Source organism: Rhizobacter sp. J219, from assembly GCF_024700055.1.
Classification (GTDB): Bacteria; Pseudomonadota; Gammaproteobacteria; order Burkholderiales; family Burkholderiaceae_C; genus Rhizobacter.
The window spans coordinates 2,240,225-2,259,895 of the sequence record NZ_JAJOND010000001.1 but is presented as its reverse complement, the minus strand read 5'-3'; the positions used below and the strand labels follow the sequence as shown (position 1 = coordinate 2,259,895).

The following is a 19,671-nucleotide window of genomic DNA, read 5'->3' as shown; positions in this document are numbered from 1 at the left end:
ATGGACCTGATCCTGTGGCGCCACGCCGAGGCGGTGCCCGAACGCGAAGGGCTGGACGACCTCGACCGCCCGCTCACGCCCAAGGGCGAGCGCCAGGCGCAGCGCATGGCCGAATGGCTCAACCATCGCCTCGCACATTCCACGCGCATCCTCGTGAGCCCGGCGGTGCGCACCCAGCAGACCGCCAAGGCGCTCGAGCGCAGCTTCAAGACGGTGAAGGCGATCGCGCCCGATGCCTCGGCGACTGCGGTGCTCTCGGCGGCACGCTGGCCCGAATCGAACGAACCGGTGCTGGTGGTGGGGCACCAGCCGACCCTCGGCCACGTGGCCGCGCTGCTGCTGGGCGAAGTGGCCCAGAGCTGGGTCATCAAGAAGGGCGCTGTCTGGTGGCTGCGCAGCCGCGAACGCGAGAGCGGCAGCCAGGTGGTGCTGCAGGCGGTGCAGTCACCCGACTGCCTGTGAGGGCCTGAACGGCCGGGCGGCCCTGCGCGACCGCTTCAGGCCTGGATCTGCAGGCGCAGCGCACCGCTGCGTTCCCACACTGCGGCTTCTTCGTTGAGCAGGAAGAGCGTGCGCGGGTGCGTGGCGGCCCATCCCGGCGGCACGGCAAGCTCGGCCTGCGTGCCGCGGCGCTGCAGCGTCAGCACCTCGGCCTGCGCGCCGGTGCGTGCGTGGCACAGGATGATGGCGAGCCGCAGGCACAGCGCCTGCCAGGCAAAAGTCTCCTGCGCCAGCTGCGCTTCCACCTTGCGCAGGCCGCCGCGCTGGGCGAGCACCAGGTCGGCGAGGCGGCGCTGCTGCGACTGCGAGAAGCCGGCCGCGTCGACATGGCCGAGCAGGTAGGCGCTGTGGCGGTGGTGGTCGTGGTGCGAGACCATCATGCCCAGCTCGTGCAGAGCGGCGGCCCAGCCCAGCTCGCGGGCGAGGGCCGGGTCGGCGCTCGGGGTCACGGCGGCGTGCAGCGCGAGCGCCACATCGGCCACGCGCCGGGCCTGGGGCACGTCGACCTCGAACCGCTGCTGCAGCTCGGCCACCGAGGCGTCGCGGGCGTCCAGGCTGGGCCTGGTACCGCCGGCCGCGGCGCTCAGGCGCTCGTCGAGGTCGTAGATCACGCCCTGGCGCAGGGCCCCGCGGGCGGGCTGCAGCTCGGCGATGTCGAAATGCGTGGCCAGCGTGTAGAGGATCGACAGCCCGCCGCCGATGACGGCGCGCCGGTCCTCTTTCAGGCCGGGCAGGCTGAGCTTGTCGATGCGGCCGGCGCGCAGGCATTGCTCCATGCACCAGCGCAGGCCGTCGGGTGTGATCACGCCGTCGGTGATGCCGCTGGCGGCCAGCAGCTGCGACACCGCACCGGCCGTGCCCGAGGAGCCGAGGGCCTCGCGCCAATGGCGTGAGGCGAAGGGGGCGAGGGCTTCTTCCAGCTCGGCACCGGCTGCCACCTGCGCGGCGCGGAAGGCACCTTCGGTGAAACGCCCGTCGCCGAAGTAGCGCATGGACAGGCTCACGCTGCCGACCTGGAACGACTCAGCGCGCAGCGGCATGCGGCCCTGGCCGAGGATCATCTCGGTGGAGCGGCCGCCGATGTCGATCACCAGGCGCCATTCGTCCGACGGTTGCAGCCGGGCGACGCCGGCGAAGATGAGCCGGGCCTCTTCGCGGCCCGAGATCACCTCGATCGGCTGGCCGAGCGCGGCGCGGGCGCGCAGCAGGAAGGCATCGCGATTGCGCGCCTCGCGCAGCGTCTGCGTGGCCACCGCGCGGATGTGCTGCGACGGCACTCCTTCCAGCCGTTTGGCAAAGCGCTGCAGGCAGGCCAGGCCGCGCTGCATCGCGTCTTCGGTGAGCAGGCCCTGCTCGTCGAGCCCGGCGCCCAGGCGCACGGTCTCCTTCAGGTAGTCGATGCGTTTGTAGCGGCCGGGGCTCAGCTGGGCGATTTCCAGCCGGAAGCTGTTGGAGCCCATGTCGATGGCCGCGAGCACGCCGGAGGGCGGCGGTAGCGAGTCAGTCATGACCTCGATTGTGCGTGCTGCGGCGCGACAGAACGCGATGAGCGCGGCCTTTTGGTGCTGAGCCTCTGCGACTCAGAACTCCCAATCGGTCGTGTTGGCGTCGACGATCTCGGGCATTTCCGGTAGCTGCTCGCCGCTCAGGCTCTTGACTAGCAGAGCGGCTGCTTCCTGGCAAACGGCCTGAAGCGTCGTGCGCAGTTCGTCGGTGTTCACCCTGTCCGCATCCGCCGCGGAGCCGACAAAGCGCTGGGGGCCGAACACCAGGACCATGTCGGCCCAGGCGAGTTTGCCGCTCGGAAGGTTCCTGACTTGACCGACCACTTGCACGAAGGGGCGATAGGACTTGCGGAACCCGAGTTGCTCGTTGCCCACCCGAGCACCCATGCCGTACTTCACCCGGAAGGCGGCCACGTTGGTGAGCTTGTCGCCGGTTTTAGGGTCGACGACATGGGGCGCCCACCCCGAGGTGGCGCGGACTTGCGCCTGGATCTGTTCCTTGGCCGGGCCGTCCTCCACGAACTTGATGCCTAGCTGCGGGAGCGTGCCGAGGTGTTTCTGCAGCGCCTGGGAAAAGTATTGAGTGGTGTCGAAGACGCCGAGGTTCTTCTCGAAGTCGTTGACCTCGAGCCGCGGATTCGTTTGAGCGGGCTGCGCGCCGGGCGCGGTGGCGGCGATGGCGCCACCGACGGCGCCACCGACGACTTGCCCTGCAATGTGCCTGAGCAGGAAGCGCTCCTGGAAATAGCTGGTGGTGTAGATCGTGCCCAGCGCAGCGCACGGCGATGCGCCGCAGACTTTGTTGTCAGGCTCGAACTTCTGCTTCAGGGGTCCGGCACAACCCGCCAACACAGCCGTCGCCATCACGGCGAGCAGCAGCTTCCAGATTTTGACCATGAGATTCTTTTGTTAGTCAGACACGGGCCGCAAGCGTACCGCAGCCCACGGAGGAGCTTCGTCAAGCGGCCGTGCGGTCGCCGGCGGGCCGTGATGCTGGCTCCGGTGCTTCGCCCCGGGCGCGCAGGAAGTCGAGCACGTCGCCGTGGTGGATCGGCGGCGAGATCAGGTAGCCCTGCACCGCGCCGCACTGTTGTTCGCGCAGCACGTCGACGGCGCGCTCGTCTTCCACGCCTTCGGCGAGCGTCTCCATGCGCAGGGCGTTGGCCATCTCGATCGTGGCGCGCACGATGGCGCGCGCATCGGGGCGGGTGACGATCTCGCGCACGAAACTGCGGTCGATCTTGAGTTGGTCGAACGGGAAGCGGCGCAGGTAGGCGAGCGACGAGTAGCCGGTGCCGAAGTCGTCGAGCGCGATGCGCACGCCGAGCTCGCGCAGGGCGTGCAGCTTGGCGAGCGTGGTGTGGCTGTCGCCCATCAGCACCGACTCGGTAATCTCGATCTCCAGCCGGTCGGACGGCAGGCCGCTCGTGGCCAAGGCGTGCGCCACGTCGGCGCGCAGGTCGCGTGCCATCACCTGCAGCGGCGACAGGTTCACCGCCACGCGCACCGCGTCGGGCCAGGCACGTGCCTCCTTGCAGGCCTGGTGCAGCACCCATTTGCCGATGTCATGGATGATCCCGGCCTCTTCGGCCACGGGGATGAACTCCTGCGGCGGCACGTCGCCCAGCTCGGGGTGCGTCCAGCGCAGCAGGGCCTCGAAGGCGCTGACCCGGTTGTCGCCCAGGCGGATCTGCGGCTGGAAGACGAGACGCAGCTGCTGGCCCGGAATGGCCTCGCGCAGCGCGCGCTCAAGCCCCAGGCGCTTGACGACGCGCGCCTCCATGCTGTGCGTGTAGAAGCTGAACTGGCCGCGGCCAGCGGCCTTGGCGGCGTAGAGCGCGAGGTCGGCGTGCTTGAGCAGCACGTCGGCTTCGAGTCCGTCGCGCGGGGCGATGGCGATGCCCAGGCTCGCGCCGAGCGGCACCGTCACCCCGCCGATCTCGCAGGGTTTGCTCAGCGCATAGAGCACGCGGCCGGCGACGAGGGCCACTTCATCCGGCGTGTTGATCTCGCGCACGATGAGGCCGAATTCGTCGCCGCCGAGGCGCGCCACGATGTCGCCGGTACGGCGCGAGGCTTCGAGGCGCTGGCCCACCACGCGCAGCAGCATGTCGCCCATGTCGTGGCCGAGGGCGTCGTTGACGGTCTTGAAGCCGTCGAGGTCGAGGCACAGCACGGCGCACTGCTCGCCGGTCTGGCGCACGCTCTCCAGCGCGGCGTCGAGTTTCGATGCGGAAGCGGTGGCGGTTGCTGAGGTTGGTGACGCTGTCGAAATGGGCGAGCTGCCACACGTGCTGCTGGGCTTCGCGGGCCGCGGTCACGTTGGCGACCACGCCGCGCCAGCCGCCGCCGTCGACCGGCTTGGCGGTGAGGGACCACCACACGGTGCGCTGCGACAGCCACACCGGCAGCTCGATGTGACCGAAGGGCGTGCCGTCTTCGAGGTGCTTGGCGAGCTTCTTGAGCGCTGCGGCGCCTTCACCGGCGCTGGCCGTCGGCAGGCGGCGCTGGCGGCGCGCCAGCAGTTCGACCAGCAGCCGGCCTTCGAGGGCGCTCTGCGAGCGGCTGAAGAGCCGCGCCATGCGGCGCGACACGCGCACGAGGCGGCCTTCGGCGTCGATCTCCCACAGCACGTCGGCTGCGTTCTGTTCGAAGTCGCGCAGCAGGAGGCCGATCGTTTCGCGGTGCTCGTCGGCGCGCAGCTCGGCCACCATGCGGGCCTTGAACATGCGCGACCACGACAGCACGCCGTAGAGCATCACCAGCAGGTAGGCGAGCAGCAGTCCCGCCAGCGTGCCGGCCGCATCGGAGTTGAGTTGGGTCAGCGCGATGGCGGCCCCGACCGACACGACCAGCGGGAAGGCCGTGCCCGCGCGGCGGATCGGCGCCAGCGCCGTGGCGCCTGCGCAGACGATGCCCACCGTGATGGCGGTCAGCACCAGGAACTGCGAGGGCGAGGCCAGCGCGGCCAAGAAGGGCAGCGGCACCGCCCACAGCAGGCCCAGCAAGATGGCGTGCAGCGTGGTGCGGTTGGTGGCGCGGCGCGAGGCCTGCGCCGGTGGCGGTGCCGAGCGCCAGCGCCACCAGGCGTGTGCGCCCCAGCCGACGGTCAGGAACACCAGGGCGGCCCAGGTCGCCAGGGCCCAGAGGGGTGCGTTGTCGCGAAAGGTCCAGCACAGGGTGACGGTGCCGATCAGGTACGACACCGCCACCACCGGCGTGAGCGTGAGCACCGCCTGCACCTGCATCGCGCGCAGGCGGCCGCGCATGTCCTTCGCCGGGGAGCCGGCCAGCTCGGACGGTTCGGCCTCGGTCAAAGGCGCGCTGTCGACGACGGAGGCCAGTGTTTCTCGCACGGTGGACGGGCAGGGCAGAGCAGCGAATGGGCGAGGATTGCCGCTGCGGCGGGGCCGCGCAAGGGTGTGTCTGCATGCGCGCCGGGCGTGGCGCGAAAAATGCCGTTTTTCGAGGCGCCGCGTGATGCCCCCGCAGGCACGGGGTGAGCCCCTGGCTGTGCACTGTTTCACGCCGCTTCCTAGAATCGCGGCCTCGCTCTTCGCCCCATCCTTCCCACCACCCCCTTCGGAGACCCCCATGCTCAGCAAGGACCTGGACAGCCTGACCCCCAGCCGCGACTTCAACCGCCGCGGCTTCATGCAGACGGCCGTGGGCAGCGGTTTTGCCGCCGCGGTGTTGCCGGTGACCGCACAGACGATCAAGACCGACACCGACGGCCTCACCGCCGGCGAGGTGACGATCGCCGTGGGCGACTTCAAGATGCCCGCCTACCGCGCAGCACCGGCCGGCAAGACGGGCCTGCCCGTCGTTCTCGTGATCTCGGAGATCTTCGGCGTGCACGAGCACATTGCCGACGTGGCGCGCCGCTTCGCCAAGCTCGGCTATCTCGCTATCGCCCCCGAGCTTTTCGTGCGCCAGGGCGACGCGAAGTCGTACACCGAGATCGCCAAGCTGATGAGCGAGGTGATCGCCAAGGTGCCCGACGAGCAGGTGATGCGCGACCTCGATGCCACCGTCGCCTGGGCCAGGGGCAACGGCGGCGACACCGCCAGGCTCGGCGTCACCGGCTTCTGCTGGGGCGGCCGCATCACCTGGCTCTACACCGCGCACAACCCGGCCGTGAAGGCCGGCGTGGCCTGGTACGGCCGGCTGGTGGGCAACAGCACGCCGCTGACGCCGGCGCACCCGGTGGACCTGGCGGCCAAGCTCAACGGCCCGGTGCTGGGCCTCTACGGCGGCGCCGACACCGGCATCCCGGTTGACACGGTTGATAAGATGAAAACTGCCTTGAGCACTGGCAGCGCTGCGGCCAAGAAGTCGGAGTTCGTGGTCTACCCCGACACGCCGCATGCCTTCCACGCCGACTACCGGCCGAGCTACCGCAAGGAAGCAGCCGTTGACGGCTGGAAGCGCGCGGTGGCCTGGTTCAAGGCGAACGGCGTGGCCTGAAACCTGCGTCTTTCGAAAACGAGCCGCGCACCCCGCGCGGCTTTTTTTGCGTGGGCCGAGGTTTCTCGCGGCTTTTTTTGTGATCCCATGACGCTCCTCTACATCCTCGTGGCCACGCTCGCTGGCGGCCTGCTCTCGGTGCTGATCGCCGCCAGCCTCACGGTCGGCGTGCTCAGCCGCGTGGTGCACCACCTGGTGAGCCTGTCGGCAGGCGTGCTGCTCGCGACCGCGCTGCTCAATATGCTGCCCGAGGCCTTCGAGAGCCAGGCGAGCCCGCAGGCGCTGTTTGCCACGCTGCTCGCGGGCCTGATCTTCTTCTTCCTGCTGGAAAAGGCCGAGTTGTACCGGCACAGCCACCACCACGAGGGCGATGGCCACCACCACCATCACCACTTCGACCGCCAGCAGGCCGGCCGGGGTGGCTGGACCGTGTTGCTGGGCGACAGCATCCACAACTTCTGCGACGGCGTGATCATCGCCGCGGCCTTCCTGACCGACACGCAGGTGGGCATCGTCACCGCGCTGGCGGTGATCGCGCACGAGATTCCGCAGGAGGTGGGCGACTACATCGTGCTGCTCAACGCGGGCCTGTCGCGCTCGAAGGCGCTGCTCTACAACGCGATGTCGGGCCTCGCGGCGGTGGCGGGTGGCGTGCTCGGCTACTTCATCGTCGGGCCGTGGGTCGACCTCTTCCCCTACCTGCTGGTCGTGGCGGCGAGCAGCTTCATCTATGTGGCGGTGGCCGACCTCATCCCGCAGTTGCAACACCGCCTGACGCTGCGTGACACCCTTGCCCAGCTCGCCTGGCTGGCGGTGGGCATGGTGGTGATCGTGCTGGTGGTGCGGGGCCTGCACCACCACTGAACTGAACAGCGGTGCTCAGCGCACGACCAGCACGGGGATGTTGGTGTGCGTGAGCACCTTCTGCGTCTCGCTGCCGAGCAGCAGGGCCGTCACGCCGCGCCGGCCGTGGGACGCCATCACGATCAGGTCGCACTCGTGGCGCTTGGCGTGGTCGATGATGGCTTCCCAGGGGTGCAGGGCTTCCACGGTGTGGGCCTCGCACGGGAGGCCGCCGGCGCTGGCGAGGTCGCGCACCTCCTTCACCCGCGCCGCGGCTATGCGCTCCTGCGCGTCGAAGAACTCCTGCGGCGGCGTGGGCTGCATCTCGGAGATGGCGCTGTAGGGGAAGGGTTCCTTGACGCTCAGCGTGTACAGCGTGGCGTTGACGGACTTCGCCAGGGTGATGGCGGAGGCCACGGCTTTTTGGGTGATGTCCGAGCCGTCGGTGGGAACCAGGATGCGCTTGAACATGGTCAGCTCCAGTGGCGAACGGTGGCGTTCGGCCTGAACTTATCGCCGCCGGGGTGACGGGTCAACCGCAGCGGGCTGTGAGCTGACGTAGGTCAACGCCTACGCGGCGGCACCCTTGGCCACCGGCCGCGAAGGGTCGCTGCACCACTCGCTCCAGGAGCCGGGGTAGAGGCGGGAGCGGCCGAGCCCGGCGACTTCCATCGCCAGGAGGTTGTGGCAGGCGGTGACGCCAGAGCCGCACATGTGCACGACGGGGCGCTCGGTGTCGATCAGGGCCTCGAACTCGCGTTTGAGTTGTTCGGCCGGCTTGAAGCGGCCGTCGGGCTGCAGGTTGTCCTTGAAGAAGCGGTTGAGCGCTCCGGGGATGTGGCCGGCCACCGGATCGAGCGGCTCGACCTCGCCGCGGTAGCGCTCGGGTGCGCGGGCGTCGAGCATCTGCACCTCGCCGAGGCGTGGTTGCAGCTGGGCGGCGTCGATGCGGGGCATGGCGGGAGGCAGGTCGGGGTAGGCCGGGGCCGGGCGCTCGGCGGGGACATCGGCCGTCACCGCATTCCCTTCGGCCTGCCACGCCGGCAGGCCGCCGTCGAGCAGGGCCACGTCGGCATGCCCCATCCAGCGCAGCACCCACCAGGCCCGCACCGCGAACATGCCGCCCTGGCGGTCGTAGGCGATCACCGGCACGCCGGGCGCGACGCCCATGCGGCCCATCCAGGCGGCGTAGGCCGGCCGGTCGCGCAGCGGATGGCGGCCATTGCGGCCGGTCTTGGGGGCGGAGAGGTCGCGATCGAGGTGCGCGTAGCGTGCGCCGGGCAGATGGGCCTCGGCGTAGGCCCGTTCGCCGGCCGAGGGGTCGGCCAGGTCGAAGCTGCAATCGAGCAGCACGGTCTCGGGGCGGCGGGCGAGCCACGCGCGCAGGTCGGCGGCGCTGATCAAGGGGTGCATGGGCTCAGCTTTCGGTGGGGGTGGTGGTGTCCTTGAAGGCGGTGCGGCTGCGCAGCATCGTGGCGCCCAGACCCGAGGCGACGATGAAGCACATGCCGAGCACGGCCATCCAGGTGATCTTGTCGTGAAAGAGCAGCGCACCGTAGACGAACGAGAAGGCGATGCCCAGGTACTGCAGGCTGGCGTTCACCAATGGCCGGCCCACTCCGTAGGCACGCGTCATCATCATCTGCGCCACGGTGGCGAGCGCGCCGACCGCCAGCAGAAGCACCGGGCCCTGCCAGGTGGTGTGCTGCGTGAGGCCGCCGCTGGCGAAGGTGGTGACCAGTCCGAGCAGCATGCCGCCGAGCGAGAAGTAGAAAACGATGCGGTACACCGGCTCGCCGGCGCGGCCGAGCGCCGTGACCTGCAAGTAGGCCGTGGCGGCGAGGATGCCCGACATCAGGCCGATCAGGCCGTGCCAGAGCTGGTTCTGCTCGATGGTGGGCCGCAGGATCAGCGCCACGCCCACGAAGCCCAGCAGCACGGTGGCCACCAGCCGGCCGTCGACCCTCGAGGTACCGAGCATCACCGCCCCGCCGATGAGAAAGAGCGCCATCCAGACCGACGACATGTAGTTGAGCGTCATCGCGGTGGCCAGCGGCAGGTTGCCGATGGCATAGAACCACAGGCCGAGCGCCAGCACGCCGCTCACGCTGCGCCAGAAGTGCATGGCCGGAACCGCGGTGCGCAGTGTGCCCCCCTGGCGTTTGGCAACGAAGAACAGCACGACGGCGCCCACCATGCCGCGGTAGAAGACGATCTCGGCGGTTCCGTACAGCTCGCTCGCGAGCTTCACGCACACGCTCATGGTGGCGAAGAGGAAGGACGCCAGCACCATCAGCACCGGCGCGGACAGGCGCGAACTCACCCTTTGAAGTTCATCGTTCGCCTGTACCAGGCATGGAATTCCTCCATCCCGTATTCCATCGGCGACTGGTAGGGCCCGGCTTCGTTGTCGCCGCGTTCCCACAGCGCCTTGCGGCCGGCGTCCATGCGCAGCGCGATCTCGTCGTCTTCAACGCAGGTTTCCAGGTAGGCCGCCTGCTGCGCCTCGACGAACTCGCGCTCGAAGGCGGTGATCTCTTCAGGGTAGAAGAACTCCACCACGTTGAGCGTCTTCTGCGGGCCCTTGGGGTAGAGCGTCGACACCACCAGCACGTGCGGGTACCACTCGACCATGATGTTCGGGTAGTAGGTGAGCCATATCGCACCCTGCTTCGGCGGCACACCATCGCGGAACTTCAGCACCGCCTCGTGCCACTTGAGGTAGGTGGCCGAGCCGGCCTTGGCGAAGCCCTTGTTCACGCCCACCGTCTGCACCGAGTGGTGGCGGCCGAACTCCCAGGCCAGGTCGTCGCAGGTCACGAACTGCGAGAGCCCCGGGTGGAACGGGCCGACGTGGTAGTCCTCGAGGTAGACCTCGATGAAGGTCTTCCAGTTGTAGTCGCACTCGTGCATGTGCACCTTGTCGAGCACGTAGCCGCTGAAGTCGAGGTCGGCACGCGGGCCGAGGGTGGCCAGTTCGGCGGCGATGTCGCGGCCGTTGTCCTCGAAGATCATCCCGTTCCAGGTACGGGTCTTGTACCGGTTGAGGTGCAGGCAAGGGTCCTGCTGGAAGTGCGGGGCACCGAGCAGCTGGCCCTTCAGGTCGTAGGTCCAGCGGTGCAGCGGGCAGACGATGTTGGCCCCGGTATGGCCTCGGCCCTTCAGCATCACGGCCTGGCGATGGCGGCAGACGTTGGAGATCAGCTCCACACCTTGTGAGGTGCGTACCAGCGCGCGGCCTTCGCCTTCCTGCGGCAGGGCGTAGTGGTCGCCGACCTCCGGCACGGCGAGTTCGTGCCCGAGGTAGCGCGGGCCATGCTGGAACATCAGCTCCATCTCGCGACGATGGAGGTCGTCGTCGAAATACGAGGAGACGGGGAGCTGGAGGCGAGGGTGCTCCAGGCGAGAGGGCCCCAGAGCGGGGAGAGCAAGGCTCAGGTCAGACATGATCCCGAGGTTTCCTTTTGACCGATGGTGAACGTGCCACCCAGGACCGCAAGCCTCGGGTGGGGCTCATCGCTGCGCACGGCGCGGACGGGTTCGGTACGTATGCCTAAGCCCGGTCATTCAGCGAGGGACGCGGATTGTACCCAGGCATGTCGATGGCCCTTTTGGGGGTGCGTGGTTGACTTGCATCACCGTGCCCGCTAGGCGTTTGGCCGGGGCGTGGCGGGAGTGCCGGCTGACTACAATCCCGGCTTTGCGCACCAAGATGGCCAAGACTCCTCCTACCCCGCCTGCCAGCCCGGCGCCCGCGAACTACGAAGAAGCCCTGGCCGAGCTGGAAGCCCTGGTGGCGGCCATGGAAGGCGGGCAGCTCCCGCTCGATGCGCTGCTGCAGAACTACCGCCGAGGCGCCGACCTGCTCAACTACTGCCGCGAGCGGCTCGACGCGGTCGAGCAGCAGGTCAAAGTGCTCGAAGAGGGCCAACTCAAGCCGTGGAAAAACGAATGATGGTCGTCGATTTCGAGACGTGGAGCCGCACCCAGCTCGACACCGTCGAATCCGCCCTGTCCGCCTGGGTGCCACTGCAGGCGCCGGCAGGCCTCGGCCAGGCCATGCGCTACGGCGTGCTGGACGGCGGCAAACGCCTGCGCCCGCTGCTGGTGATGGCCGCCGCCGAAGCCGTGAACGGCGCAGAGGGCGAGGCGGCGCTGCGGGCCGCCTGTGCGGTGGAACTGATCCACGCCTACTCGCTGATCCACGACGACATGCCCTGCATGGACAACGACGTGCTGCGCCGGGGCAAGCCGACCGTGCATGTGCAGTTCGGCGAAGCCCAGGCCATGCTGGCGGGCGACGCCATGCAGGCCCTCGCCTTCGAGGTGCTCACGCCGGAGCAGGGCGTGCCGCCCGCGCTGCAGGCCCGCTTGTGCGCCTTGCTGGCGCGGTCGGCCGGGCATGCCGGCATGGCCGGTGGCCAGGCCATCGACCTCGCCAGCATCGGTGTCACGCTCGACGAGCAGTCGCTGCGTGACATGCACCACCGCAAAACCGGCGCCCTCTTGCAGGGCAGCGTGCTGATGGGCGCGGCCTGCGGCCAGGCCGACCCTGTCGCCTGGCAGGCGCTGTCGAACTATGGAGACGCCATCGGCCTGGCCTTCCAGGTGGTCGACGACATCCTCGACGTGACCCAGGCGTCTGAAACCCTGGGCAAGACCGCTGGCAAAGACCAGCATGCCAACAAACCCACTTACGTCTCGGTGCTCGGCCTCGATGCAGCCCGGCGGCACGCCCGCGAACTGCGCGAAAAAGCCCTCTCGGCGCTGATGGGCAGCCACTTGCCCCACACACACCGGCTCGCCGACCTCGCCAACAAAGTGGTGGACAGGGACTGCTGACATGAACCACGCACTGCTCAACACCATCCAGAGCCCGGCCGACCTGCGCAAGCTCTCGCGCGTCGACCTGAAGCAACTCGCCGTCGAACTGCGCGACTACGTGCTGCAAAGCGTGTCGCAGACCGGCGGCCACCTGTCATCGAATCTCGGCACGGTTGAACTCACCATCGCCCTGCACCACGTCTTCAACACCCCGCACGACCGCATCGTGTGGGACGTGGGCCACCAGACCTACCCGCACAAGATCCTCACCGGCCGGCGTGACCGCATGTCCACGCTGCGCCAGTACGGTGGGTTGTCGGGCTTCCCGCGCCGCGACGAAAGCGAGTACGACACCTTCGGCACCGCGCATTCGTCGACCTCGATCTCGGCTGCACTCGGCATGGCGGTCGCGGCCAAGATGCGCGGCGAAGACCGTCGCTCGGTCGCCGTGATCGGCGACGGCGCGATGACCGCCGGCATGGCCTTCGAGGCCCTCAACAACGCCGGTGTGGCCGGCGCCAACATGCTGGTGGTGCTGAACGACAACGACATGTCGATCTCGCCGCCGGTGGGGGCGCTCAACCGCTACCTCGCCCGCCTGATGAGCGGCAAGTTCTACGCTGCGGCGCGCGACACCGCCAAGACGGTGCTGAAGAACGCGCCGCCTCTCTTCGAGCTGGCCCGTCGCTTCGAGGAGCATGCCAAGGGCATGGTCGTGCCCGGCACGATCTTCGAGGAGTTCGGCTTCACGTACTTCGGCCCGATCGACGGCCACGACCTCGACTCGCTGATTCCCACGCTGGAAAACCTGCGCGAGATGAAAGGCCCCGTGTTCCTGCACGTGGTCACCAAGAAGGGCATGGGCTACAAGCTGGCCGAGGCCGACCCGATCGCTTACCACGGGCCCAGCAAGTTCAACCCGGCCGAAGGCCTGAAGAAGCCGACCACCCCGCCCAAGCTGACGTTCACGCAGGTGTTCGGCCAGTGGCTGTGCGACATGGCCGCGGCCGACGAGCGCCTGATCGGCATCACCCCCGCCATGCGCGAGGGCTCGGGCATGGTCGAGTTCGAGCAGCGCTTCCCCAAGCGCTACCACGACGTCGGCATCGCCGAGCAGCATGCCGTCACCTTCGCCGCCGGCCTGGCCTGCGAGGGCATGAAGCCGGTGGTGGCGATCTACTCCACCTTCCTGCAGCGGGCCTACGACCAACTGATCCACGACGTGGCCCTGCAGAACCTGCCGGTGGTGTTCGCCCTCGACCGCGCGGGCCTGGTGGGGGCCGACGGTGCCACGCACGCCGGCGCCTACGACATCTCGTACCTGCGCTGCATTCCCAACATGAGCGTGCTGACGCCGGCCGACGAGAACGAGACCCGCCAGCTGCTCACCAGCGCTTTCAAGCAGGACCACCCCACCGCCGTGCGCTACCCGCGTGGCTCGGGCGCCGGTGTCGCCGTGCAGCCCACGCTCGATGTGCTGCCCTGGGGCCAGGGCGAGGTGCGTCGCCGCGGCGAGCGCATCGCGATCCTCGCCTTCGGCACCTTGCTCTACCCGGCCTTGGCCGCCGCCGAAAACCTCGGCGCGACCGTCGCGAACATGCGCTTCGTGAAGCCGCTCGATGTCGCGCTCGTGACTGAACTCGCGCGCAGCCATGATGCAATCGTGACCGTGGAAGAAGGCTGCCTGATGGGCGGCGCCGGCAGCGCGGTGCAGGAAGCGCTGCAAGCGGCGCGCATCGAAGTGCCGGTACTCAGTCTGGGCTTGCCCGATGAATTCATCGAGCATGGTGACCCCGCCAAGCTTCTCAGCTTGTGTGGCCTGGACGCCGCAGGCATCGAGCAATCGATCTTGAAGCGCTTCGGCGCCCGCCCTGCGTTGTTGCGGCCCGCCGTCAATCGTTAAGAAGTCCGCGCCACCGGGAGCCCCCGCGGCAGCGCGGCGACGGAATTGCTGTCATCCTCGTGGGTCTGAGTCAGTCAGACCGCGCGGACGAGGCGGCTGAGAGGTTTTGGTATGAATCACATGACAGACGCGAAGAGCGCGTTGATGAAAGACGCGCTCCACATCCCCGACACGCAAAGCGAACGCGATGAGCGCCACCTGGCCATCCAGCGCGTGGGCGTGAAAGACGTGCGCTTTCCCATGACGCTGCGCATGGGCAAGACCCCCCAGCCCACCATCGGCGTGTGGGACATGGACGTCGCCCTGCCCGCCGAGCAGAAGGGCACGCACATGTCTCGCTTCGTGGCGTGGCTCGACACGCTCCACGAGCCGCTCGACCCCGCCACGCTGCGCCGCCATTTCGACGAGATGCTGCAGAAGCTGCACGCGACCGAAGGCCGTGTGGAAGTGCGTTTCCCGTTCTTCATCCGCAAGCGGGCGCCGGTGTCGGGCTTGGAGAGCTTGCTCGACTACCAAGGCTGCTGGATCGCCGAAGCGCGCGCCGGCCAGACCATCGTGTGGTCGCAGGTGCTGGTGCCGGTGAAGTCGCTGTGCCCGTGCTCGAAGGAGATCTCCGACTACGGCGCCCACAACCAGCGCTCGCACGTGACCATCCGCGCCGAGTTGCTGGGTGAAGTGAGCTGGGGCGAACTCGTGCGTTTCGCCGAAGAGAGCGCCTCCAGCGAGATCTGGCCGATGCTCAAGCGATCCGACGAGAAATGGATCACCGAGCGCGCCTACGAGAACCCGAAGTTCGTCGAGGACCTCGTGCGCGATGTGGCGCTGCGACTCAATGCCGACAAGCGCATCGGCCGCTACAGCGTGGACGTGGAGAACTTCGAGTCGATCCACAACCACTCCGCTTACGCGCGCATAGAGCGCTGAACTGCGCCTCCCTGGCCGGTGAGGCGGGGTGCCTCGGTTAGCATCCCCGCCCATATGAACTGGCCTTACGAACTGCAGATTGGCTGGCGCTACACACGCGCAGGCCGCGTCGGTCGCCGCAACGGCTTCATCTCCTTCATCTCCGGAGTCTCCATGCTGGGCATCGCGCTCGGCGTGGCGGCGCTGATCATCGTGCTGTCGGTGATGAACGGCTTCCAGAAGGAGGTGCGCGACCGCATGCTGTCGGTGGTGGCGCACGTCGAGGTGCTGGAAGGTCAGGGCGCCGGGCTACCGGACTGGCGCGCCACGGCGGCCAAGGCGCGCGAAAACCCGCAGGTCGTGGGAGCGGCGCCCTTCGTGGCGGCCCAGGCGCTGATCGCCCGCGGCGACGAGATGCGCGGCGCCGTGGTGCGCGGCATCTCCCCGAACGAAGAAGCGACCGTCACCGACCTCGCGGCACAACTGAAAGACAGCACGCTCGCCCGCCTGGTGCCCGGCCAGTGGGGCGTCGTGCTCGGCAGCGAACTTGCACGCCAGCTGGGCGTGCGCGCCGGTGACAACGTGACCCTGCTCGCTCCCGGCGGCCAAGTGACGCCGGCCGGCGTGGTGCCGCGGCTCAAGCAGATGACGGTCGTCGGCACCTTCGACTCCGGCCACTACGAATACGACAGCACGCTCGCGCTGATCCACCTCGACGATGCCCAGCGTCTCTTCCGCGTCGAAGGGCCCACCGGTGTGCAGCTGCGGCTGAAAGACCTGCACCAGGCGCCCACCGTGGCCTACGAGCTGAGCGCGGCGATGGGCTCGCAGCTGTACGTGCGCGACTGGACGCGCACCAACCGCAACTGGTTCGCCGCGGTGCAGCTGGAGAAACGCCTGATGTTCATCATCCTCACGCTGATCGTTGCCGTGGCCGCCTTCAACCTCGTCTCCACGCTCGTGATGACGGTGACCGACAAACGCGCCGACATCGCCATCCTGCGCACGCTGGGCGCAAGCCCGCGCTCGATCATGGCCGTCTTCATGGTGCAGGGTGCGGCTTCCGGCGTGATCGGCACGCTGACCGGCGTGCTGGGTGGCCTGCTGGTCGCCTTCAACGTGGGGACCATCGTGCCCTTCATCGAGCGCCTGCTGCAGACGAGTTTCCTGCCGGGCAGCGTCTATCTCATCAGCCAGATGCCGAGCGAGCCGCAGTCGGCCGACATCGTGCCCATCACGCTGATCTCGCTGCTGCTCGCCTTCGTGGCGACGCTGTACCCGAGCTGGCGCGCAAGCCGCGTGCAACCGGCGGAGGCGCTGCGCTATGAGTGACGCGGTCATCGAGGCCCGCGGCCTGCACAAGCGCTTCACCGAAGGCGGGCTCGACGTGGCCGTGCTGCAAGGTGTCGACCTGACCGTGCAGCGCGGCGAGACGCTCGCGATCGTCGGTGCCTCCGGTTCCGGCAAGAGCACGCTGCTGCACCTGCTGGGCGGGCTCGAATCGCCCACCCAGGGCGAGGTGAAGCTCGCCGGGCGCGGCTTCGCCGGCATGAGCGCCGGCGAGCAGGGCGTGTGGCGCAACCAGCACCTGGGGTTCGTCTACCAGTTCCACCACCTGCTGCCCGAGTTCACCGCGCTCGACAACGTGGCGATGCCGCTGCGCATCCGCCGCGTGCCCAAGCCCGAGGCACGCGAACAGGCGCGCGCGGTGCTGGCCCAGGTGGGTCTGGCCGAGCGCGTCGAGCACCGGCCGTCGCAGCTCTCGGGCGGCGAGCGGCAGCGTGTGGCCATCGCCCGGGCACTGGCCGGCCACCCCGCCTGCCTGCTGGCCGACGAGCCCACCGGCAACCTCGACCGGCGCACCGCCGACACCGTGTTCGAACTGATGCTCGGCCTGGCGCGCGACCGCGGCATGGCGCTGGTGATGGTCACGCACGACGAAGCGCTGGCCGGCCGCTGCGGCCGCACGCTGCACCTCCAGCTCGGCCGGCTGGTGGACTGACGCCCCGACGGGCTTCGTGGCGTCGCTCAGGCCCGCTGGTCCGTCGTCCGCGCGACAAGCGGGCCCCGGCTCGCTAGACTGACCCGAGGCGTCCTTGCCGAAGCCTCGTGGAACACCCATCGTGTCGCCCCTTCGCCCGCGCCCGGTTCGTGCGCTGACCCGCTGGCTCGTGGTCGCGGCCATCGTGCCGGGGTGGGTGCTGGCGCTGGTGATGGTGTGGGCGGCCTACCAGCGCGAGCGCGACACGCGCCTCGAAGCGATGCTGCAGACGGCCCGCGCGATGCTCCATCAGGCCGACCGTGAGCTGGCCACCAGCATCGCGATCCTGCAGACCCTGGCCACCTCGACGCGAATCGACGAAGAAGACCACCGCCGCTTCCACGAACGCGCGACCGAAACGCTCAAGCACAGCGGCGGCGACAACATCGTGCTGTTCGACACCGAGCTGCAGGGGCTCGTCAGCGTGGCCCACCCGTTCGGCACGCCCTTGCCGAAGCTGCGGCATGACCGCTTTCCGGCGGTGATGACGAGCCTGCAGCCGGCCGTGTCGGATCTCTTCGTCGGCCAGGTGTCGCGCCAGCCGCAGGTGGCGGTGGCGGTCGCGGTGGTGCGCGACGACCGCGCTATCGGCCGGCTGGAGATGGTGTTCAAGCCGGCCCGCTTCCAACAGATCATCGAACGCCACGGCTTCGATCCCGGCTGGACGGTGGCCATCCTCGACCTCACTGGCCACATCGTGGCCCGCAACCGCGATGAGGCCAACTTCGTCGGCAAACCCGTCGCGCCGGTGGTGCAGGAGCAGCTGCGCCAGCGCAACGAAGGCACCTTCAGCGGCCGCACCTCCGACGGCATCGACACCATCGCCTGTTTCACCCGATCGAGCGCCTATGGCTGGACGGTCGTGATCGGCATGCCGGCGAAGGTGCTGCACATGGAGCTGGCGCGCCGGCTCGGGCTGGTGTTCGTCGCGGGCGTGCTGCTCATGCTGCTGGGCTGGTGGCTGGCGAGCTTCATGGCACGGCGCATTGCCGAGCCGGTGCAGGCGCTGGTGGCGCCGGCGCTGGCCATCGGCCATGGCGAGCCGGCCATGCCCGCGCCCAGCGAGCTGGCCGAAGCCAACGACGTGGCGCGCGCCCTGGTGCAGGCCCAGGCCCTGCTGCAGCAGCGCGAAGACGCCCGCCTGCGCGCCGAGGCCGCACGGGCCGAGAGCGAATCGCTGCTGCGCCTGGCGCTCGACGCCAGCGAGATCGGCGACTGGGACATGGACCTGCGCACCGGCGAGATCAAGCATTCGGCGCGCCACGACCGATCGTTCGGCCACGCCCAGCCGCTCGCGAGGTGGACGCTCGACGACTTCTGGCGCCATGTGCACCCCGACGACCGCGAGCGTGTCAACTTGCACATGCAAGACATCCAGCGCCAGCGCAAGCCACGATGGCGCCAGGAGTTCCGCGTCGTCTGGTCCGACGGCAGCGTGCACTGGCTGGCCACGAGCGGCATGCTTGTCGTCGAGAACGATGTGCCGGTGCGCCTCTTGGGCATGGTGATCGACATCACCGACCGCGTCGAAGCCGAAGCGCTGCGGGTGCAGCGTGTGCAGCTGGAAGCCGAGAACCGCCAGGTGCTGGAGGCAAGCCGCGTGAAGAGCGAGTTCCTCGCCAACATGTCGCACGAACTGCGCACGCCGCTGAACGCGGTGATCGGCTTTGCCGACATCCTGCGTTCGCCGCTGCTGCCGGCCGATTCGCCGAAGCGCGACGAGTACCTCGGCCACATCGCCAACGGCGGCCGTCACCTGCTGCAACTCATCAACGACGTGCTCGACCTCGCCAAGGTCGAGGCCGGCAAGATGGAACTGATGCCGGCGCCGGTCGACCTGAAGAACCTTGTCGACGAGGTGACTGGCGTGCTGCATGCCGAGGCCGAGCGCAAGCGCATCGTGGTCGAGGTCACGCTCGATCCGGCACTCGACGACCTGGTGCTCGACCCGGCGCGGCTCAAGCAGGTGCTCTACAACTTCCTCTCCAATGCGATCAAGTTCACCGGGCCCGGCGGCCGGGTGCAGCTGCGGGCGCTGGCCGACGGGAACGACTGGTTCCGCATCGAGGTCGAAGACAACGGCGTGGGCATTGCCGCGGCCGACCAAATGCGCCTCTTCACGCCCTTCCAGCAAGTGCAGACCGGCCTGGCCAAGGCCCACGGCGGCACCGGCCTTGGCCTGGCGCTGACCCGTCGGCTGGTCGAGCTGCAAGGCGGCAGCGTGGGGCTGAAGAGCGAGCCCGGCGTGGGCAGCGTGTTCCACATGCGGCTGCCGCGGCGGCCGGGGCTAGCGTAGGGGCGCGAACCATGAGCGAGCCGCGTGTCCTGATCGTCGACGACAACCCGATCAACCTCGAGACTCGCCTCGCTGGTGCTGCGCGGTGCAGGCATGGCAGTGGACACCGCCGATGGCGCCGAGTCGGCGTTGGCGCTGCTTGCGCACACCCGGCCCGACCTGGTGCTGCTCGACATCCAGATGCCGCACGTCGACGGTCTGGCCCTCTTGCGCCAGCTGCGCGCTGACCCCGCCACCGCGGGCCTGCTGGTGGTGGCGTTCACGGCCTATGCCATGAAGGGCGACCGCGAGCGCCTGCTCGCCGCCGGCTGCGACGGCTACCTCAGCAAGCCGATCGAGGTGGCGACCTTTGCCGAGCAGGTGCGCAGCCTCCTTGTGCCCTGAGGCC

General features: G+C 68.9%; 18 protein-coding genes and 1 pseudogene. 11 read left to right on the top strand and 8 right to left on the bottom strand.

Features of this window, described 5'->3' with window-relative positions; genetic code table 11:
* On the top strand, positions 1 to 462 hold the full coding sequence (sixA, locus tag LRS03_RS10245; protein ID WP_257825330.1) for a phosphohistidine phosphatase SixA: 462 nt from the start codon (positions 1 to 3) through the stop codon (positions 460 to 462).
* 35 nt (positions 463 to 497) lie between these two features.
* On the opposite strand, the gene LRS03_RS10240 is transcribed toward sixA, so the two are convergent.
* The 4 genes and pseudogenes from LRS03_RS10240 to LRS03_RS10225 form a co-directional block, all read right to left on the bottom strand.
* Positions 498 to 2,009: a Ppx/GppA phosphatase family protein gene (locus LRS03_RS10240; RefSeq protein ID WP_257825329.1), complete on the bottom strand. Its 1,512-nt coding sequence runs from the start codon at positions 2,007 to 2,009 to the stop codon at positions 498 to 500.
* Between the two features lie 72 nt (positions 2,010 to 2,081).
* Complete coding sequence (locus tag LRS03_RS10235; protein ID WP_257825328.1) at positions 2,082 to 2,903, bottom strand: hypothetical protein; 822 nt, start codon at positions 2,901 to 2,903, stop codon at positions 2,082 to 2,084.
* Between the two features lie 61 nt (positions 2,904 to 2,964).
* A complete protein-coding gene (locus tag LRS03_RS10230) occupies positions 2,965 to 4,182 on the bottom strand; it encodes a putative bifunctional diguanylate cyclase/phosphodiesterase (protein WP_257825327.1) in 1,218 nt (405 codons plus the stop codon).
* A gap of 163 nt (positions 4,183 to 4,345) precedes the next feature.
* Positions 4,346 to 4,720: pseudogene (locus LRS03_RS10225) on the bottom strand (PAS domain-containing protein); the annotation flags it as partial.
* An 880-nt stretch (positions 4,721 to 5,600) separates the two neighbouring features.
* Between LRS03_RS10225 and LRS03_RS10220 the strand changes: the two are divergent.
* Together LRS03_RS10220 and LRS03_RS10215 are read left to right on the top strand one after the other, a co-directional pair.
* On the top strand, positions 5,601 to 6,473 hold the full coding sequence (locus LRS03_RS10220) for a dienelactone hydrolase family protein (protein WP_257825326.1): 873 nt from the start codon (positions 5,601 to 5,603) through the stop codon (positions 6,471 to 6,473).
* A gap of 87 nt (positions 6,474 to 6,560) precedes the next feature.
* Positions 6,561 to 7,337: a ZIP family metal transporter gene (locus tag LRS03_RS10215; RefSeq protein ID WP_257825325.1), complete on the top strand. Its 777-nt coding sequence runs from the start codon at positions 6,561 to 6,563 to the stop codon at positions 7,335 to 7,337.
* A 15-nt stretch (positions 7,338 to 7,352) separates the two neighbouring features.
* Here the strand turns inward: LRS03_RS10215 and LRS03_RS10210 are convergent, their stop codons facing one another.
* The 4 genes from LRS03_RS10210 to LRS03_RS10195 form a co-directional block, all read right to left on the bottom strand.
* The gene (locus LRS03_RS10210; protein ID WP_257825324.1) at positions 7,353 to 7,787 is read right to left on the bottom strand and encodes a universal stress protein; all 435 of its coding nucleotides are present in this window, start codon (positions 7,785 to 7,787) and stop codon (positions 7,353 to 7,355) included.
* Between the two features lie 99 nt (positions 7,788 to 7,886).
* A complete protein-coding gene (locus LRS03_RS10205; protein WP_257825323.1) occupies positions 7,887 to 8,729 on the bottom strand; it encodes a sulfurtransferase in 843 nt (280 codons plus the stop codon).
* 4 nt (positions 8,730 to 8,733) lie between these two features.
* A complete protein-coding gene (locus LRS03_RS10200) occupies positions 8,734 to 9,639 on the bottom strand; it encodes a DMT family transporter (RefSeq protein WP_308296416.1) in 906 nt (301 codons plus the stop codon).
* Complete coding sequence (locus LRS03_RS10195; protein ID WP_257825322.1) at positions 9,636 to 10,763, bottom strand: aromatic ring-hydroxylating oxygenase subunit alpha; 1,128 nt, start codon at positions 10,761 to 10,763, stop codon at positions 9,636 to 9,638. The genes LRS03_RS10200 and LRS03_RS10195 overlap by 4 nt, the downstream gene beginning before the upstream one ends.
* Before the next feature lie 265 nt (positions 10,764 to 11,028).
* Between LRS03_RS10195 and LRS03_RS10190 the strand changes: the two genes are divergently transcribed.
* The 8 genes from LRS03_RS10190 to LRS03_RS10155 all read left to right on the top strand — a co-directional run bounded on the left by LRS03_RS10190 (position 11,029) and on the right by LRS03_RS10155 (position 19,667).
* The gene (locus tag LRS03_RS10190) at positions 11,029 to 11,271 is read left to right on the top strand and encodes an exodeoxyribonuclease VII small subunit (protein WP_257829478.1); all 243 of its coding nucleotides are present in this window, start codon (positions 11,029 to 11,031) and stop codon (positions 11,269 to 11,271) included.
* On the top strand, positions 11,268 to 12,158 hold the full coding sequence (locus LRS03_RS10185) for a polyprenyl synthetase family protein (RefSeq protein WP_257825321.1): 891 nt from the start codon (positions 11,268 to 11,270) through the stop codon (positions 12,156 to 12,158). The genes LRS03_RS10190 and LRS03_RS10185 overlap by 4 nt, the downstream gene beginning before the upstream one ends.
* Position 12,159: 1 nt before the next feature.
* Positions 12,160 to 14,043 carry a 1-deoxy-D-xylulose-5-phosphate synthase gene (gene dxs / locus LRS03_RS10180; protein ID WP_257825320.1) on the top strand — a complete coding sequence of 628 codons (1,884 nt, stop codon included), beginning with the start codon at positions 12,160 to 12,162 and terminating at the stop codon, positions 14,041 to 14,043.
* 111 nt (positions 14,044 to 14,154) lie between these two features.
* Positions 14,155 to 14,967, top strand: a complete 813-nt coding sequence (folE2, locus tag LRS03_RS10175) for a GTP cyclohydrolase FolE2 (protein WP_257825319.1) — start codon at positions 14,155 to 14,157, stop codon at positions 14,965 to 14,967.
* A gap of 54 nt (positions 14,968 to 15,021) precedes the next feature.
* The gene (locus tag LRS03_RS10170) at positions 15,022 to 16,278 is read left to right on the top strand and encodes a lipoprotein-releasing ABC transporter permease subunit (RefSeq protein WP_257825318.1); all 1,257 of its coding nucleotides are present in this window, start codon (positions 15,022 to 15,024) and stop codon (positions 16,276 to 16,278) included.
* Positions 16,271 to 16,948 carry an ABC transporter ATP-binding protein gene (locus LRS03_RS10165; protein ID WP_257825317.1) on the top strand — a complete coding sequence of 226 codons (678 nt, stop codon included), beginning with the start codon at positions 16,271 to 16,273 and terminating at the stop codon, positions 16,946 to 16,948. Before LRS03_RS10170 ends, LRS03_RS10165 begins: the two co-directional genes overlap by 8 nt.
* A gap of 121 nt (positions 16,949 to 17,069) precedes the next feature.
* Complete coding sequence (locus LRS03_RS10160) at positions 17,070 to 19,283, top strand: ATP-binding protein (RefSeq protein ID WP_257825316.1); 2,214 nt, start codon at positions 17,070 to 17,072, stop codon at positions 19,281 to 19,283.
* A 93-nt stretch (positions 19,284 to 19,376) separates the two neighbouring features.
* Positions 19,377 to 19,667, top strand: coding sequence for a response regulator (locus LRS03_RS10155; protein WP_257825315.1), 291 nt, complete (start codon positions 19,377 to 19,379; stop codon positions 19,665 to 19,667).
* Positions 19,668 to 19,671: the final 4 nt, after the last annotated feature.